Source organism: Aureispira anguillae, from assembly GCF_026000115.1.
Taxonomy (GTDB): Bacteria; Bacteroidota; Bacteroidia; order Chitinophagales; family Saprospiraceae; genus Aureispira; species Aureispira anguillae.
Genome location: NZ_AP026867.1, coordinates 3,710,381 through 3,726,829, shown reverse-complemented (window position 1 = coordinate 3,726,829; position 16,449 = coordinate 3,710,381). Strand labels below are relative to the sequence as shown.

Here is a 16,449-nt window from a genome sequence, read left to right as displayed (position 1 = left end):
ATATGCTGTTACTGGTATATGTTTAAAGGAGCCCTAATTGGTTGATTATAAAAAGAGTAGGGGGTAGTAGTTTTTAGGACTACAATTCGTTTTGTTTCCAAGTAGAAAAAATTAATCGGTACAAAATTGATTTGCAATAAACCTTATCAAAAAATGGGGATATAGAAAAACAGGTCAAAAGTACCTTAAACCTCCATAGAGAAAAATGCTTCCACTATATACATCCATGGTTACATGAACTTACCCATTCGTAATAAAGCCAAATAAGAGATGACATTATTTTTGTTCTGTATTAGGAAATTGAATTGCCTGAATAATAAGCATCAACCATCCTAGAATAAAAAATAAGCCACCAATGGGGGTTATGGGACCAATGATTTTGACCCATTTTTGCAAAGATAATAATTCTTGACAAGCTAATAGATAAATAGAACCTGAAAAAAAGAGAATCCCAACAATAAAACAAAAAGCAGCTCGATACAACCAAGTTGCTGTTGTATATTGATTGCGAATTGCTAAAACTCCTAGTAGTGCTAGGGTATGATAATAATGATATTGGATACCAGTTTGATAAGTATTTAGTTGACTACTGCTTAATTTTTCGGCAAGGGCATGGGCACCAAATGCACCCAAAATGACGGCTAGACAGCCTAATATTCCTGTTGTAATTAAAAGCTTTTTTTGCATAATGTAAATTAATACTGTAAATCGCCCAATCCTAGGCGAATAATTTCTGGTTGATTGTTGGTGCAGTCAATTACAGTAGAAGGAACATTGCCTCCAAAACCACCGTCAATCACCAAATCTACTAAATGTTTGTACTCTTCATAAATCGTGTAGGGATCTGTCGGATAGGGGGTGATGTCGTCGTCTATATTTTTGATAGAGGTTGATATAATGGGGTTTTCTAATCCTTCTAATAATTGGCTGACAATAGGACTATTGGGAACTCGTATTCCTACATTTTTTCGATTGTTTTTAAGCATCTTGGGAACTTGGTTACTGGCTTTCAGAATAAAAGTAAAAGGACCAGGAAGATTCTTGCGCATGCTCTTGTAAATGCTATTGCTAAAAGGTTTAGTATAAAAAGCAATATTACTTAAGTCGGAACAAATAAAAGAGAAATTAGCTTTTTGGGGTTTGATACCCTTTATTCTACAAACACGTTCAACGGCTTTATTGTTGGTAATATCGCAACCCAAACCATATAAGGTGTCTGTTGGATAGATGACTAGACCGCCATCTTTAATGATTTGAACAGCTTGTTTTATCTTTCGGCTTTCGGGATTTTCAGGGTGTATTTCTAAAAAAATTGCAGACATAGGTAGTAGTAGATTAAATAGGGAAAATTGAAAAATAGAGGGAGGTGTTACTTAATGGTTTTGGAATTTTAAAAAGTCATGTTGCCCAAAATAGATACAAAGAGATGATTGTGAGTATTTAATAATGGAAGAATTTTTATCTAAAAGTAATGTTTTTTTGCAAAAATTATAATTTAATATGCCCTTTAAAAACTTGGATGGCAGGACCACAAAGCCAAATGTCATAAAATTGCTGATCTTTGTATTGAAAACGAACAGTTAGCTGTCCCCCTTTTGTTTGGATATTAATGGGGTGGGTGGGGCTGTTTAGGGAAAATTCTAGATGATAAGCTAGGGCAGCAGCAGTAACGCCAGTACCACAAGAAAGGGTTTCGTTTTCTACTCCTCTTTCATAAGTAGCTACAGTAAGTTGATTTTCTTGGGTTACTTCTACAAAATTAACATTGGTCCCTGTTGCTCTATAATGATCATTATATCGAATTGCTCTTCCTTGATTGTATACGTCAATATCGTTAATTTGTTGGACAAATTCAATATGATGCGGAGAGCCTGTGTCTAGAAAAATAGAATTAGGACTATAAGCAACGCTAGATACATCACCCATTTTTAACTCCACATAATCTGTTCCATTGAGTAGCGCATGATGAGGACCATCAGCAGCGTAGAAATAAGCTTTGGGTGTCGTTAGAACACCTAGAAAATGGGCAAAAGCCGTAATGCAACGCCCTCCATTACCACACATACTTCCCAAGTTGCCATCCGAATTATAATAAACCATTTCAAAATCAAACCCTTCTTTTTTTTGCAAAAGCATTAAGCCATCTGCACCAATGCCAAATTTGCGATTGCACCATTGTTCAATAATGGCTTGAGAGAGGTTCGGAAGGATTAAATCTCGGTTATCGATCAAAATAAAATCGTTTCCTGTTCCTTGATATTTATAAAATGGAATTTGCATGCGTAATTGTTCTTATTTTTGAAGGCTGTGTTCTGCTCTTTTTTGTAAAAGTACAAAAAAGCCTTAAAAGTTTATACAAAAAATGTACCTTGTATATCTTAATTAACTCCAAATAAATAGCATGAAAAAGTACCAAGTCTTAGTACCTAAAGTTACTTTTGAAAGAACAGCGACTTATTTAAGAAACCTAAAAAACAAGAGTCAGCGCACAGGTTTTTATTTGTACAAAGCGCTGAAAAATAAAAATATTCAGACCTTAGAAACAGAGGATCTACTGGAGTTATTGATGCAAACCAAACAACCGCAAATTTTTGCTGAAAGTGCAGTAAAGGGAGATGGTAGCGATTGGAATTTAATGGAACTTTCGATTCTAGGAGACTGTAAGTGTTTCTATTTTTGATAATGGACAACATCAACAACCTCAGGTTTATCAAGAACCCTTTGATGCTGTTTTGTTATTTACACCTGGAGCTTTATTGAGAAATGATAGGCATTATCCACCTGCGGATTGGGAGGCTGTTGTTCGAGCAGGAAAAATAAATTACAAGCAATTTTACCAATTGTATGAACGGCGTCTATTGCCGTTGCTAATCTATGCCAATAAGCAGGCAGAGCAATTAAAAAAGCAGGCTTTAATAACGATTCCTGGCTTGGGGTGTGGAATGTTTGCAGGTATTTTTCAAGGAGAATTGGGAGCCGTATTAGAGCAGGTTTTAATCGATTTATTAAAGAAATACGCCACTTATTTTCCCTTAATCAAAGCTATTTATTACGATCCTTATAAGGAATGTAGCAATAAGCGTTTGGATATTAATGGTGTTTCCTTGTTGGTGCGCCCATTGTTGCAGGGAAATCAAGGAAAAGCGCAGTTGTCCAAACCCGTTTTGTTGGAAGAAGAGGGAGATGATTTTTCAAACTGTATGCTATTTAGTGTAGTGGCTTGGGATCATGTTTCTTGGCCTGGAAATGATTTTTACATCAATTCTAGAGCAACAGACGATGGGGTGAAAGCTGCCGCTACGGATTCTATGTGGAAAATGACGGGAATTAAAGGGCTTTATAATAAAAAAATATATGCTTACGAACCACCTAGTTCTTATTCCAATTGGGATGCTGTAGTTGCTCAGCATGATCTAAAGATAACACTAAAGGGGCAAGTATTGGTTTTGCCGAATAAGGAAATGCCACTGTGAATTTAGGGCTAAAAATGATGCTGGGTGCTTTTAGTATAAACAAGGTCGATCCAAAGCAAAAATTCTTCAAACCCCAATACTTTTTTCTGTTCTTCAGAAAGGGCTAAAAGCTCTGTCTTGAACATTTTGAAAATATGCTTTTCTTCCCTAGATCCAGGGATAATTCCAAGTAAGATTTTAAAGTATTTAAGTACTATTTTTTCAAAGGAATGTAGCGGAGCAACGTAATCGTTTTTGCGATCGATTCTTCTTAATACATTTTCTAAATCTTCTGTAGCTGTTTGTTTAAAAAAAGGAAAAAAATCTTTGTTTTGCTCTTCTTGATAGGCTGATTTTAGCAAGTGTTTTAAGCCTTCATCTGTTTGTATTTTGTAGCAAATGGCAAGGTATAAAATTCTAGAAAATTGTTGAATATCTTTTCTTGGTTCATTGATTCGTTGGATTTTCTGAATTTTGAATAACCAATGAATGACCTTTTCATAGCATTCACTAATAAAATAAGCAACCGTTATATTATAATAAAAAGCTAATCGTCTAGCACGGTTAATTTTGTCTTTGTAAGTTGCTAACCCTGCTTCGATGGTTGGAATTAATTCAAGAATGGAAGGAAAATCTAATTGATTGAGATGAAAGGCTAATTTTTGGAAATAATAATTTTGAAACTGCTCTGCCTTTTCATCATACGTTTTGGTTTTTATATTTTTTAATTGTGCTAACAAATCAGTAACCGCCTCAAAGTCTTTTAGCTTATTTTTTTGGTTGATTAGATTAGACAGTTGGATGATGTACAAACTTAATTGTTGATGTTTAATTTTGGTGTTAGCATTCCATAACTGCACGATTTGTTCTACTTCAGAGCAAGCATCTTCAAACTGTCCCAGAAGAGAATAACAATTGTTTCGAGTATTGTGACGGAGGTATTGCGCATAAAAAGAGCCCTTACTGGGTTTGTTTTTGATGAGTTTGTTTTTTAAAATATTATGAACAAACTGTTTTTCATCCTGATGTCGAGCTAGTTTCCACTTTCGATAACGCACAAAAGAAGTTTGATTTAAGCTAAAATACTCTGCTTCCTCCTTTAGCAGTTTTGCTTGCACTACTAAATCGTTACAAATGGCATCTGTTTTTTCTTGAAGTTTTTGCGTTTGCATTGCCGCAATATTGCGTGCTTGTCGCTTTAAGATTTCAATCAGTAAAGAATTACAAGATGACTTTTCTACTGTTTTTCGTGCGCTGGATAGCATTTTGACACTTAATTCATATAAACCTTTGTTTTCAAGAATAGCAGCATTGTGAAGTTGATTAAACAATTGCGCATCAATAGAGCGTTGCTCATGATAAGCTCGCAAACTCTCCAATATTCGTTGGTATAAGTAATTTTCTGTGACGTGCAAATCTTTGATGGGTAGTTTGCCTTTTAATGCTTGCGTTAAAGCGTCACGGCTATAAGCTTCTTTGGTCAGCTGTTCTAAGGCATCAAAAAGAAGTAAATAATTTCTCTTACCACTTTGCACCGAACCTTTTAGTCGGAAGTGCCTTTTTTCATTAGGAGAGAGGGATAGGACTAATTCATGTAGTTTTTTTCCTGTTGCCATAAAAAACGATTGAATAGGGATTTTACAAAGTCAAAAAAAATGGATTGCTATTCTTTTCTCAATAAGACATCTTTGTGTTATAACTAATTTTAATTATAATTATAAAGGAGTAATGTTCTTTGTTTCAGTAAGATAGTAGTGGAACGCTAATGTAAGAATATGATTTTATTTTGAAAATTATTATACAAAAATAATCGTATGATATGTTGAAAATACTCTTTTAAGCATAGCGTTATGAAATGGCATTTAGGACTAACAAATCGACTGACAAAAGAAATTTCAAGGCTTAAGGTGAATTGCCTAGACGACTTAAAAGATGGGCAGGATCTATATACGGCAAAAAAGAAATGGAAAATCCAGTTCTGGCAATTGATTTTAAAACCAACAATGAAGCATTATTTTAAGCATTTTTTTGACCCAAGAAAGGAGCTGTTAGGGCTGGCAATCTTTTGGGATACCAAAGGGAACTTAACGACTTCGGCGGTTATGCCCATTTACATTAGCCAAAAGAATACCCGAAAAATGTATGGAGCATTGGAAATACAGACTTCCAAACCTGTAGTGGGAAGTTTGGTCATTCAGTTTTTTATTTGGGATTGCTCAATAGAAAATCATCAAGCCGCTCACCAAATAGCAGTTTTGAGTGCCCAATTACATGCATTTACTCCTAGCAGAACAATAAATTTCAGTAAACAAGCTGATGGTTTAGCAGCGTATTTACTGACAAAAACAAAAGCGCAGCAATTAAACGGCTACGAACTTTTTAGGGGGAATTATCCTAGCTCTAGTTTGGTGCATCAAAAAACGCTGACCATAACAATCGACACCTTATTTTATAACACTATAATAAATATTGAATTATGGAAGATTTAGAATTGAAGATTTTTCCGCCTGCTGATTATAAAAGCATTGAGAAACGAGAGCACAATCTAAAAGGTATAAAGAATATATTATCTGTGTTAGGTTTTTATGAAGAGCAAAGAGTGAAGGCTATCAAAGAGACCCCTGTAATGGTTTCCTCTGTATATGGACGTATTAGATCAATTGTTTTTCATTATGATTTAGGAGATGAAGAGAGTACAAAAAACAATGCTGTAGAAGGGCTTCAACTTTTGATTGAAGAATTAATGCGTAAAATGCCTAGGGTAGATCATTTTATTTTGATTACGAATGAAGTGCCTAAAAAAGATTATAAGTTTAAAATAGAATCTAAGCTAGAAAAGCTAGGGCTGGCAGATAGATTATTTTTATGCAAGGTTATTCCCATAAGTCTTAATATTTCAGCATGGGCAAGCGACCCCTATAAGGCTGTGTATTATGTAGATGGAAATGAAAAACGTTTGCATTTATTTGAACCTCAGAATATGATTCATAGGACAGGATGTGCTGATGAAGAAATTTTAGATAAATTATTTTTAACTAAAAAAAGAATACCTCAAGATATACAAAATTTGTTTCATTCATCTCATGATGAAGAGCGTTTTAATCTAAGTTTTGATGGTGGAAATATATTGGTAGGAGAGCGTTTTGTATTGATAGGGGCGGATACAGAGAGTGCGAATGTAAGTAAGGAAGAAGAGCTTAAAGAAAAATTTGAAAAATTATTAACAGGCAAAAAAGAACTCCTATTATTGAAGGGAGAGCCGCCCCAATATTATGCTAGACCTGAACTAATAGAAACAGAGGGGGAGATTAAAAATATTTTAGCTACTAGAGAAATAAGAGGTATATGCTGTCAGCCTTTGTTTCACCTTGATTTATTTATAACATTGGCGGGAGAAAAGGACGGTAAGGAGCAGTTGGTTATTGGTAAACCTGTTGTTGGCTTGCCTATGAAAACTTTACGAGGACTTCCTTATCATACTTTAGGGATGATTTATGATCAAATTTATCAAACAGAGTATAGTATACAACAAGTAATTAAGCAATTGGAAGGAGCAAGTACTGAATTTGAAATTATTCGTATTCCCATGCCATTAACTTACCATAATGATTTTAAAGATCATACCATAAGAAAATGGTATTGGGCGACTTATAATAATTGCATTGTTGAGGTCACAAAAAACTCAGAAAAGACAGTTTGGCTGCCTTCGTATTTACATGACTATAAAAAGCATTATGGCGAGAGTTATAGTGGATGGAAGGATGATTTAGCTCCTTATGAAGATGAGGCTAAAGCAATTTGGAAAAAGTTAGGATTTAAGGTTGTTATGATTAATGCTCATTTTCATATGTATGCCCAGTCTCATGGCTCACTTGCTTGTTTGGTTAATTGCATTGATCGAGAAAATCAAATAGAAACAATATAATTATAATATAGTAATAGGCGGAAACTGAAAAGCCTTAGAATAGAGTAGGTATCACCTTTAAATAATAAAAATTATGGCTTTTTTTAAAAAAATTAGTTTTGAAACTAGAGATATAGTAGCATTTGGGGGATTAGCAGCAGGCGTCTTAACCATAGAAGGGCGAGAAACGGAAAGTGGGCTAGACAAAATTTTGTATCAAAAATCGTTAATTGATAACCATGTTTGGTTGACAGTTGGAGATGAGACAGAAATAGGAGGGGTGCTGTATAGAGGGATTGAAATAGATGAAACGACTCCTCTATCTTCTGATAACTATACAGCTACTTTTCCTTATGATAAAACCGCTGATATGCCAGGAGGAACGCCTAGTTTTGCTGAAATGGTATTTGGTAAGTTAGTATTAGTAGAGGGGGGGAATAATAAAGTACAATTAAAAAAATTAGATGGAACAGTAGAAACAATTGAAATAGGCAGTGATGTTAAATTTTGCTTAGGTTTTATCGGAACAGATGATTTGAGGAATGGAAAAATTAACCAACCTGTTTTTAATATGACCCAAAAGGCTGTTTGTCTGAAAATAACAGCATTAAGTGAAGAGAGTAAGTATAACCTAAAAATTGGGTATAAACCCAAGGTATAGAATATTCTTCCAACATTTCTTTTTAGTATTCCCTTTTAAGCATAGCAGATTGTTCTTTTACAACTTTTGCTTTGGCAAGAGCAGGGCAGCGCTATGCTTATTCTAAACAATTCTTAATCCCAAAATAAAAACGATATGAAAAAGAAAACATCCATAAAGATTATAGCAATCTTTGTTTTTACTTTTTGTAGTCTAATTCCAACAAAATCATTTTCTAGTTCATCAGACCTATCTTTTAAAATTCAAGATAAACTCAAACAAAAGGATGTTCCTATTATCAGTGATATCATTGAAGACATGGAAAGTTCCCTTGATAATGTCCTTAATCAAGCGATTACACAGTTAAATATCGTTTTAGCTCAAAGAATAAGTCAAATTGATTTAATTATTGAAAATTTGAAAGTAGACTTAAAAAAGGAACTAAATAAAACTCTTAATCAAGTAAGTAAAGAAAAACAAGAATTGATTAATTCTCTCCAAAGTATAATAAGCCATGGATTAAGGGATATTGATAAAAAAATTGACAGATTAGATGCTATTCTTGCTGCAAACTTGGCTAATCTATGCAATTCTATCAGAGGGTTAGTTAATTGTAAATATGACTTTAAAGTCAATTATGTAAAAGGTTTTGTTCAAAAGTTTGAGCTTTCAGGTTCATATTTTTTTGAAATTGGCGGCTCTGCAATTAATAGTACATCAGAGGCTTATTTAATTATAAATGATAAAACTTACAAAGGGTATCAAAACAACAGCGGCTCTCAGTCTTTTATGAAATTTGAAATTCCTCAAAAAGATTTAGTTTCTTTATTTAAGGAAAGTGCAATTAACAAAGTAAAAACAAAAATTATTTGCAGAACAGATTACAGAAGAAAGAAGACAGGAAAGCCCAAACTAACAGAAATAAAACTAGAACCTACATTTATTTTAATGCCAATTTACCCTCTCAAATATCAAATTATTGAAATATATACACGATATGAAGTTTCTAGTGATTGCTATAGAAAGAAATCGGATGTTTTTTATAATTACCATAGTGGCATCTATCATCCGCTAAAAAGAGAAATTCGAATCGCAAATGATGAAGCATTTAGGGGGGGAATAATTAGGTTTCCTAACCAAGATTATGTTGTTGGCTATAATGGAGACCCTAATGCTGTTTTTGGCTGGAAGCCTCCTAGGTATTATGATAATCAGAAGTTAGTAACAGCTGATTTCTACCACAATAGAAAAGGAGGATATGATGTATGGATGGAGCATCTTGTATGCAAAATAAAGCCAGTTAGAAAAAATAGGCGGTTAACAATAACTGAAACAAGCATAAATAACAACGCTTATAAAAATAAAATTAAACATCAAGGCTATTTGATGTATGGTCAACACTTAACGGAGTTCTTAGACAAAGAATACCAAAACTTTACCATAAGATTAATTCCTTTTTACTCAACAGGAGGGGCAGAATCCTATTTATTAACTCCCTCTGATATGATGAATAATCATTGGTTATTTAGGGCAGAAGCATTGATGGGGGGGACTTCCGAAGCAAAGAGAATTAGGTTAAATATTTACGTACCTAACTAGGTTGAGAATTAATTACTACCTGAATACCATATTAATTTGACGGTGTATCAGATATAAGGCTGAAAAATAAAACAACAACAGCCATTCCGAATTACTCCAGAATGGCTGTTGAATCAAACAATGTTATCGCATTGTTACAAATTATCTTCGACTAGAACGACATCCTTTAGCAGATAAGGTAATTTAAGAAAATCTTCTTCATTAAAAACCAATCGTCCTCTGATCTTAATTTTTCGTTCAGTATATTCTATTGGGTTCTTAGGAAACGCTTCCATGACAGATTCGGCACCAGCACCACCACAGAAGAAGCAAGAAGCCAAAGGAAAAGCAGAAAACATAAACTTTTGCCCATCATCTTCCAAATCAGCCATAGCATCAGCCGCAACATCATGTGGAATAATAAAGCCCTCTACTTCAATGATCTTATTTTCATAGCTGCGGATTTTTTTAGAAAACTTAGGCTCAAAAATAACATCGTCTACGGTTTCATCAAAGCGAATGGAAAACTTTAAATTTAATAAATCCTCCCAAGGACCGATGGGTTTCATTTCCTTTTCAACGACAAATTTACCGTCCATAGGAGAAGAAAAAGCCTCTCCAAAATCCTCGGCACTATAACCTGCGGCATATTGGGTGTTTTCGGCACCACCTCTTGTGGGAGCTGCCAAATTTTTTTCGTCTATAGACAAATCAGAAGTAGTCCCTCCAAAAATACTTTTAAATAGATTGGGTTGAAGGCAAACCATGATTGCCAAAAGAATAGCGAAAAAACCTATTTTCTTAATCATATTTTTTTCTTTTGTTTCGCACTTTTCTAAATTATTAGCAGCAATACAGCTAACTATTAATTCATAATATACGGCTTAATAACAATAAAATATAAAAATGGTTTTTGACTTTTTAGTTAAGAATTTATAAAAATATATTCCCCATAAGATTTATAACATCCCTAAAAAAGCCACTAAGTTAAGTATTAAAAAAAGGTACTTTTTACCTAAAACGCATACTTACTTAACTTCAAAGATACATTTTCTGTTGTATAAGACTAAGATCTTCACTTTTTTTTAACAAGAGCTTAATTAAAAACTACCTGATCGTTTTGGATACTATAGCCATTTAGAAAGCTTTTAATATCCATTCGTTTTCGTTTGGTTAATTGTACATCCAAGAGGTTTAAAAAACCATCTTGAGTAGCAATTTTTAAGAATTTTTTTCCATCCGTAAAGAGCGTTCCCACTGCTTTGTCATGGTCAATAATCTCTTTTGAACTACGGAAGACCTTTAGCTTTTCTCCATCCAAGGTTGTCCAAGCAGTAGGATAGGGGCTCATGCCACGAACAAAGTTGTGCACCTGTTCGGTTGTTTTGTTAAAATCAATATTGCAATCTTGATGAAAAATCTTAGGGGCATGACTCACTTTGCTATTGTCTTGAGCTTGAAGTTGATAGTCTCCTTTTTCAAGTGCTTGAACACTCTTAAGCATTAAATCTGCGCCAATCATTTTGAGGCGATCGTAAAGCTCCCCTGTTGTTTCATTTTCATCAATGGCTGTTTTTGCCTGAAATAATAAATCACCCGTATCAATTTCGTGCTGCAACAAAAAGGTCGTTACACCTGTTTCTTTTTCGCCATTAATAACCGCCCAATTGATAGGAGCAGCACCACGGTACTGAGGTAATAAGGAACCGTGTAAATTCATTGTCCCAATGGGAGGCATATTCCAAACCGCTTCTGGCAACATGCGAAAAGCAACCACAATTTGCAAATCGGCATTTAAAGCACGCAATTCAGCTTGAAATTCTGGATTTTTGAGATTTTTAGGTTGCAAAATCTTTAACCCTTTTTCAACCGCATATTTCTTAACATCCGATTCTAAGAGCTTTTTGTTGCCACGTCCACCCCATTTGTCGGTTGCAGTAATAACGCCAACTACATCGTAGCCATTTTTTAATAAAATATCTAAAGAAGGAACCGCAAAATCGGGCGTTCCCATAAAAACTATTTTCATATATCTTGTTCTTTTTTGATGTTAACGTGTTAATACAATAAAGAATAAAACAAGTGCTATTAAAGCAATCGAACCTAAAATTATACTAACAATATTAATGATGGGCAAAATAGCTATAAGCCCCCAAATAAGTAGTGCTACACTCGCTAAAATAAAAAATAAGCTAATTAATAAACCAATATAGGGAAAAGGGGAGTAATTAATAAAAATTAAAAAATAGGCTAACGTTAGCCATAAACAACTGATTATAATACCAGCATAAATCCAACCAATTCCTCCCAGTATTCCCCCCATAATCATAAACGCAATTGGCAAAAAAAGCAACAATAAAACCAATATCATAATTGGAATGAAAACATTTCCTGTTGTTTGAAGAGGGCTGCGGTATTGTTTTTTTTGTTTAAACTTTAGCCGTTTTTTAATCCGTTTCTTTTTGCGTTTTTTGATAGGGGCTTTTTTCTCTACAGGAGGCGAAAACTCCCTAGCGGCTATGGGGTGATATTCTTTAATACTAGGAGAACCATGTATAGAAACCATAGTGCTTCCAAAAAATAACACTAGGAGTAGGAGTAGTTTGGAAATTGTCATAGCAGTTGATTTAGCCTACTAATCTACTATATTTTCCTGAAAATATATATTATAACCAATTACTATGATTGTTCCTGTCTTGTAAGTGTATCAAAGCGAAGTTGTTTAAGAATGGATTAGGAGTATTATTCTTAACATTACTCCGTTTAAAAATCGCATCACATTGATTATCAGTATTACGTGTTTTGTGATCTAAAATGTTAAAAATCTGATAATCAATGTGGTGTAAGATGCTTTTTTATGTTTTTTTATTAAAAAACTAAAAAATCAACGGAGTATTATTCTTAAACAACTTCAATAATAATTAAATTACTTTCTCAGCGCCAACCTGTTTTAATTTATCAATCATATCTTTGGGATTGTCCGCTTTAAAAACGGCAGATCCTGCTACCAAGACATCCGCACCAGCCTGTAACAAAACTTCGGCATTTTGCAAGCCAACCCCACCGTCAATTTCGATTTTCGTTGTTAGGTTACGGCGTTCAATTTCTGCTTTTAGGTCACGAACTTTTTGCAAGGTAGAATAGATGAATTTTTGCCCTCCAAATCCAGGGTTAACCGACATCAAACAAACCAAATCAATCTCTTCCAAAATATCAAACAATAAATCAACACGAGTATGCGGATTTAGAGCAACTCCGGCTTTTGCCCCTGTTGCTTTGATTTGTTGCATGGCTCTGTGTAGGTGATTGGTAGCCTCATAATGAATGGTAATAATATCCGCACCAGCAGCAGCAAATGCTTCAACATACTTTTCTGGTTCAACAATCATTAGATGGCAATCCATAACTTTGTCCGTTAATGGCTTAATCGCCTTCAAGACAGGAAAGCCAAACGAAATATTGGGAACAAAACGACCATCCATAACATCTACATGCACCCAATCGGCATTACTTTCGTGTAGCATTTGAATGTCTCTGCCCATATTGGCAAAATCGGCAGCTAAAATAGAAGGAGCTATTAAGTGTTTCATTATACTAGAATTACAAAGTGTTAGTGATTACATTAGTTTGGTAAAAAATACTTATAAATCAATCTAATAAAATGATAACTTTTGATTTTGAAACAAAAATCAAAAAATTACCGAACTATTAATACTCCGTGGATTTTTCCACGAACTAATGAGTGATTTGATCTATCTCAAAATGCATTGTGTTTTGCAAAAATAGTAGAATGAATTTAGAAACGGCGAAAAAACAGCATTTTTAATGCACGATACTCTGTAATCTACTAATTGGCGACCCTTTTTTGATGCTTTTGGATTTCATCCATAATCCAATAAGCTAACTGCAAAGCTTTTAAACCATCTTCCAAGGCAACCTTGGTTGGGCGATTGTCAAGGATACTTTGCGCAAAAGATTCCAATTCCATCTTGATCGCATTGTTGGGTCTAGCCTCTGGCATATCCAATTCGATATAGCGTTTGCCAATGCTAGTGTCCAATTCCATACAGTTGTCTTTGCCTGCGGGAATTGCTTCGTGAATGCGAACGACTTCCGTCTTTTTATTTAGAAAATCCAAGCTTAAGTAAGCATCCGATTGAAAAACCCGAAGTTTGCGCATATTTTTCATCGAAATTCGACTGGCTGTAATGTTAACAATTGCACCATTGTCAAATTCAATTCGAGCATTAGCAATATCGGCAGAAGGGCTGACAATAGCGACACCACTAGCCTGAACAGAACGCACAGGGTGTGGAATTAGTTTTAGGATAATATCCAGATCGTGGATCATTAGGTCTAGCACTACAGAAACATCTGTTCCACGAGGATTAAACATCGCCAAGCGATGCGCTTCTACAAACATGGGTTGGATGTTTTTATCTTCAATAGCCAATAAGGCAGGATTAAAGCGTTCTACATGTCCAACTTGAGCTTTGATGGGTTGGTTTTGGATAAGGGCGCAAAGTGTCTGTGCTTCTTCTAACGTATGCGTAATAGGCTTTTCAATAAAGAAGTGCTTACCCGCAGCAATAACTTTTTTTGCCAATTCAAAATGAGTGATGGTAGGCGTTACAATATCGACTACATCCACCGCAGCAATTAAGGCTTCTACGGAATCAAAAATGGGTAAATCGTAGGTTTCTGCTGCTTTTTTAGCAACCAATGGATTTACATCATAAATGCCTACCAAGTCATATTGGTCAATCATTTGGATGCATTTGACATGAATTTTTCCTAAATGACCGAATCCTAAGACGCCTATTTTGAGCATAATTTTGTTTTTATTTTAAGTCCAGTGCACAGAATTTCGCTTGTTGTTCTAATTCCTGAAATTCTGTTGTCCAAAGCTGGTGTTTTTTGAAAATTGCTTTTGTTTGTTGGTAACAATCGTCTTTTAATAAAATGGTAGCCATAATGGCTGAATACACAGCACTAGGAATTGCTTCCCTCATAAGACGTTCTAAGGTACCTACAATTCTATTTTTTCTTTTAGTACTTGTACTTTTGCCACTATCAAATTCTCTTGTTAATTCTATTAAGTTGATTAATTGTTCTTTTAGTATTTCCCCTAATTTAAATCTAGGAATCACTAACCGAGTACTATTGTTTAAATCAAGCACCTCGATTGTATTGCCTCCTAAAGTAGTTTTGGGATATAAACGAAATTCGTAGTAGCAAAGATGTTCTTTAGGCTTATCTTTAGTTGGTTTGACGATGGGGGAAAGATAAACGTCATGGTTTCCTTTTGTGGTATTACAACGCTTGCAAGAAGGGAGTAAATTGGACCATTCTAAGACCAAAAAATTGTATTCGTCTTTATGGCAGAAATGTTCCACCTCCATGTATTTGCTTTCTTCTTCAATATGACATTCACAATAACAACATTTTTGATGAGACATTTTTAGTAATGTCTTTGGAATGTTATGCCCTTTCCAAACTGCTTTTTTCGTTTTTATAAATTCTAAGGTTAACGCTTGTGCTATTTCTGGCGTTAGTTTGGCAGGAGTTGGAATAGGGAATAGCTTAATCATTATGGTTAGTTAGGCATTAAAGAAGTCATTTGTAGTTTTAACATTTTTAGCGTAGCAGAAGAGTAGACTATTTTTGATAATTCCTCATAAGCTTCTTTTGCAGAGTTGTAATCCTCTTGGTCTAAGGCCTTGTCAAATTGCTTCATCCATTTGAGGTAGGCATTAGAATGTATTTTATCTCCCATACCCATCAAGTCTGACAAAATTTCTTCGACCGTCCAGCCTTGAAAATTGGTTTCTTTAGGTTGGTAAATGGTTACTTCATCTGTTTCCTCATTTTTTTGTAAAACCACCACATTAATATCGTCAGCAGATTGAATGACCAATGGGCTATGAGCGGTAACAATAAATTGTGTTTTTGGGAATCTATTTCGTAAAAACGATACGATTTTGCGCTGCCATTCGGGATGCAAGTGTAGATCTATTTCATCGACCAAAACGATTGCAGGTTCTGCTAGTGGGTTATCGCTTTTTGGATAGCGATCAAACATGCGCTTGGCAAAATCCACAATCCATGTAACTAGGCTTTGATAACCTGATCCCAGTTGATTGACCAGTACTTTTTCGTCTGTGTTGGTGATAAAGTGAACCCGTCTTTCACCATCTTCATTGATTTCTATATCTTTTATATCTGGTAAAATAGAAATTAAAGCCGTTTTTATTTGCAATAGATTTTGACTAAATTTTTGTCCTCCTTTAAGTGCATTATAGTCTATCCCCAAAAACCATTCTTCGGCATTAATAATAGAATCTACATCATCTTTAAATAAAGATTCTGTTCTATTTTCTAATTTATAGCCTAAAAATTTTCCTTTTCCTTCTTTTCGTTGAGTGCCATAGGCATCTATAATCAGATTGGCTAATCTATCATCTTCAGTATAGGTAGCTGCAAGGGCATTTCTAAAATTTTCTTCTGAATAAGACCAAACATCATCAATGTCGATATTAAGTGTGCTTTCAATTTCAGATAGAATAGCATTAGCAGAGGTAGGAAGGAAATATGTTAATCGTGGTGAATAGCCGCCATCTTCATATTCACTTTCTAATAAAGCCAAACATCTCAAAAGTGTCGTTTTTCCTGTATTATTATTTCCCAAAATAACCGTCCACATAGCAGGATTGCCCTTGCCATCTGTCAAATCAATGGTTTGTTTTTTCTTAAAACAGTTGACCCCTTCAATACTCAAAGAAGTAAAATAAACAGCCTGAGAAGTCGTATCTTCATTTATCATTCTATACTCAATTTTATCAACCAAAGATAGGTATTCCTAAAATAGATATTGA

15 protein-coding genes and 1 pseudogene are annotated in these 16,449 nt (G+C 34.5%); 5 read left to right on the top strand and 11 right to left on the bottom strand.

The features are described from left to right. Nucleotides 1-276: 276 nt before the first annotated feature. From AsAng_RS14610 to dapF, 3 genes are all read right to left on the bottom strand, one after another. Nucleotides 277-687 (bottom strand): DUF423 domain-containing protein, encoded by a 411-nt coding sequence (locus AsAng_RS14610; protein ID WP_264793526.1) that lies wholly within the window; start codon nucleotides 685-687, stop codon nucleotides 277-279. An 8-nt stretch (nucleotides 688-695) separates the two neighbouring features. After that, on the bottom strand, nucleotides 696-1,322 hold the full coding sequence (locus tag AsAng_RS14605; protein WP_264793525.1) for an L-threonylcarbamoyladenylate synthase: 627 nt from the start codon (nucleotides 1,320-1,322) through the stop codon (nucleotides 696-698). A gap of 166 nt (nucleotides 1,323-1,488) precedes the next feature. Further along, the gene (gene dapF / locus AsAng_RS14600; RefSeq protein ID WP_264793524.1) at nucleotides 1,489-2,280 is read right to left on the bottom strand and encodes a diaminopimelate epimerase; all 792 of its coding nucleotides are present in this window, start codon (nucleotides 2,278-2,280) and stop codon (nucleotides 1,489-1,491) included. Nucleotides 2,281-2,401: 121 nt separating this feature from the next. Here dapF and AsAng_RS14590 point away from each other — a divergent pair. After that, nucleotides 2,402-3,473 (top strand): annotated as a pseudogene (locus AsAng_RS14590) (hypothetical protein). 8 nt (nucleotides 3,474-3,481) lie between these two features. On the opposite strand, the gene AsAng_RS14585 reads toward AsAng_RS14590, so the two are convergent. Continuing rightward, a complete protein-coding gene (locus tag AsAng_RS14585; RefSeq protein ID WP_264793521.1) occupies nucleotides 3,482-5,068 on the bottom strand; it encodes a hypothetical protein in 1,587 nt (528 codons plus the stop codon). A gap of 234 nt (nucleotides 5,069-5,302) precedes the next feature. Here AsAng_RS14585 and AsAng_RS14580 point away from each other — a divergent pair, with 234 nt between their 5' ends. The 4 genes from AsAng_RS14580 (at nucleotide 5,303) to AsAng_RS14565 (ending at nucleotide 9,595) form a co-directional block, all read left to right on the top strand. Then, nucleotides 5,303-5,941, top strand: a complete 639-nt coding sequence (locus AsAng_RS14580; protein WP_264793520.1) for a hypothetical protein — start codon at nucleotides 5,303-5,305, stop codon at nucleotides 5,939-5,941. Further along, on the top strand, nucleotides 5,929-7,377 hold the full coding sequence (locus AsAng_RS14575; protein WP_264793519.1) for a hypothetical protein: 1,449 nt from the start codon (nucleotides 5,929-5,931) through the stop codon (nucleotides 7,375-7,377). The genes AsAng_RS14580 and AsAng_RS14575 overlap by 13 nt, the downstream gene beginning before the upstream one ends. 73 nt (nucleotides 7,378-7,450) lie before the next feature. After that, nucleotides 7,451-8,017, top strand: a complete 567-nt coding sequence (locus tag AsAng_RS14570; protein ID WP_264793518.1) for a hypothetical protein — start codon at nucleotides 7,451-7,453, stop codon at nucleotides 8,015-8,017. Between the two features lie 135 nt (nucleotides 8,018-8,152). Continuing rightward, the gene (locus tag AsAng_RS14565) at nucleotides 8,153-9,595 is read left to right on the top strand and encodes a hypothetical protein (protein WP_264793517.1); all 1,443 of its coding nucleotides are present in this window, start codon (nucleotides 8,153-8,155) and stop codon (nucleotides 9,593-9,595) included. A gap of 134 nt (nucleotides 9,596-9,729) precedes the next feature. Here AsAng_RS14565 and AsAng_RS14560 read toward each other — a convergent pair whose 3' ends face one another. From AsAng_RS14560 to AsAng_RS14530, 7 genes are all read right to left on the bottom strand, one after another. Then, nucleotides 9,730-10,383, bottom strand: a complete 654-nt coding sequence (locus tag AsAng_RS14560) for a hypothetical protein (RefSeq protein ID WP_264793516.1) — start codon at nucleotides 10,381-10,383, stop codon at nucleotides 9,730-9,732. 287 nt (nucleotides 10,384-10,670) lie between these two features. Then, nucleotides 10,671-11,603 carry a methionyl-tRNA formyltransferase gene (fmt, locus tag AsAng_RS14555; RefSeq protein WP_264793515.1) on the bottom strand — a complete coding sequence of 311 codons (933 nt, stop codon included), beginning with the start codon at nucleotides 11,601-11,603 and terminating at the stop codon, nucleotides 10,671-10,673. Nucleotides 11,604-11,624: 21 nt separating this feature from the next. Beyond that, complete coding sequence (locus tag AsAng_RS14550) at nucleotides 11,625-12,191, bottom strand: hypothetical protein (RefSeq protein WP_264793514.1); 567 nt, start codon at nucleotides 12,189-12,191, stop codon at nucleotides 11,625-11,627. 304 nt (nucleotides 12,192-12,495) lie between these two features. Next, nucleotides 12,496-13,164, bottom strand: coding sequence for a ribulose-phosphate 3-epimerase (rpe, locus tag AsAng_RS14545; RefSeq protein ID WP_264793513.1), 669 nt, complete (start codon nucleotides 13,162-13,164; stop codon nucleotides 12,496-12,498). 257 nt (nucleotides 13,165-13,421) lie between these two features. Beyond that, nucleotides 13,422-14,405, bottom strand: a complete 984-nt coding sequence (locus tag AsAng_RS14540; protein ID WP_264793512.1) for a Gfo/Idh/MocA family oxidoreductase — start codon at nucleotides 14,403-14,405, stop codon at nucleotides 13,422-13,424. Between the two features lie 10 nt (nucleotides 14,406-14,415). Further along, nucleotides 14,416-15,165, bottom strand: a complete 750-nt coding sequence (locus tag AsAng_RS14535; protein ID WP_264793511.1) for an HNH endonuclease family protein — start codon at nucleotides 15,163-15,165, stop codon at nucleotides 14,416-14,418. A 5-nt stretch (nucleotides 15,166-15,170) separates the two neighbouring features. After that, nucleotides 15,171-16,397, bottom strand: a complete 1,227-nt coding sequence (locus AsAng_RS14530; protein WP_264793510.1) for an AAA family ATPase — start codon at nucleotides 16,395-16,397, stop codon at nucleotides 15,171-15,173. Between the last annotated feature and the right edge of the window lie 52 nt (nucleotides 16,398-16,449).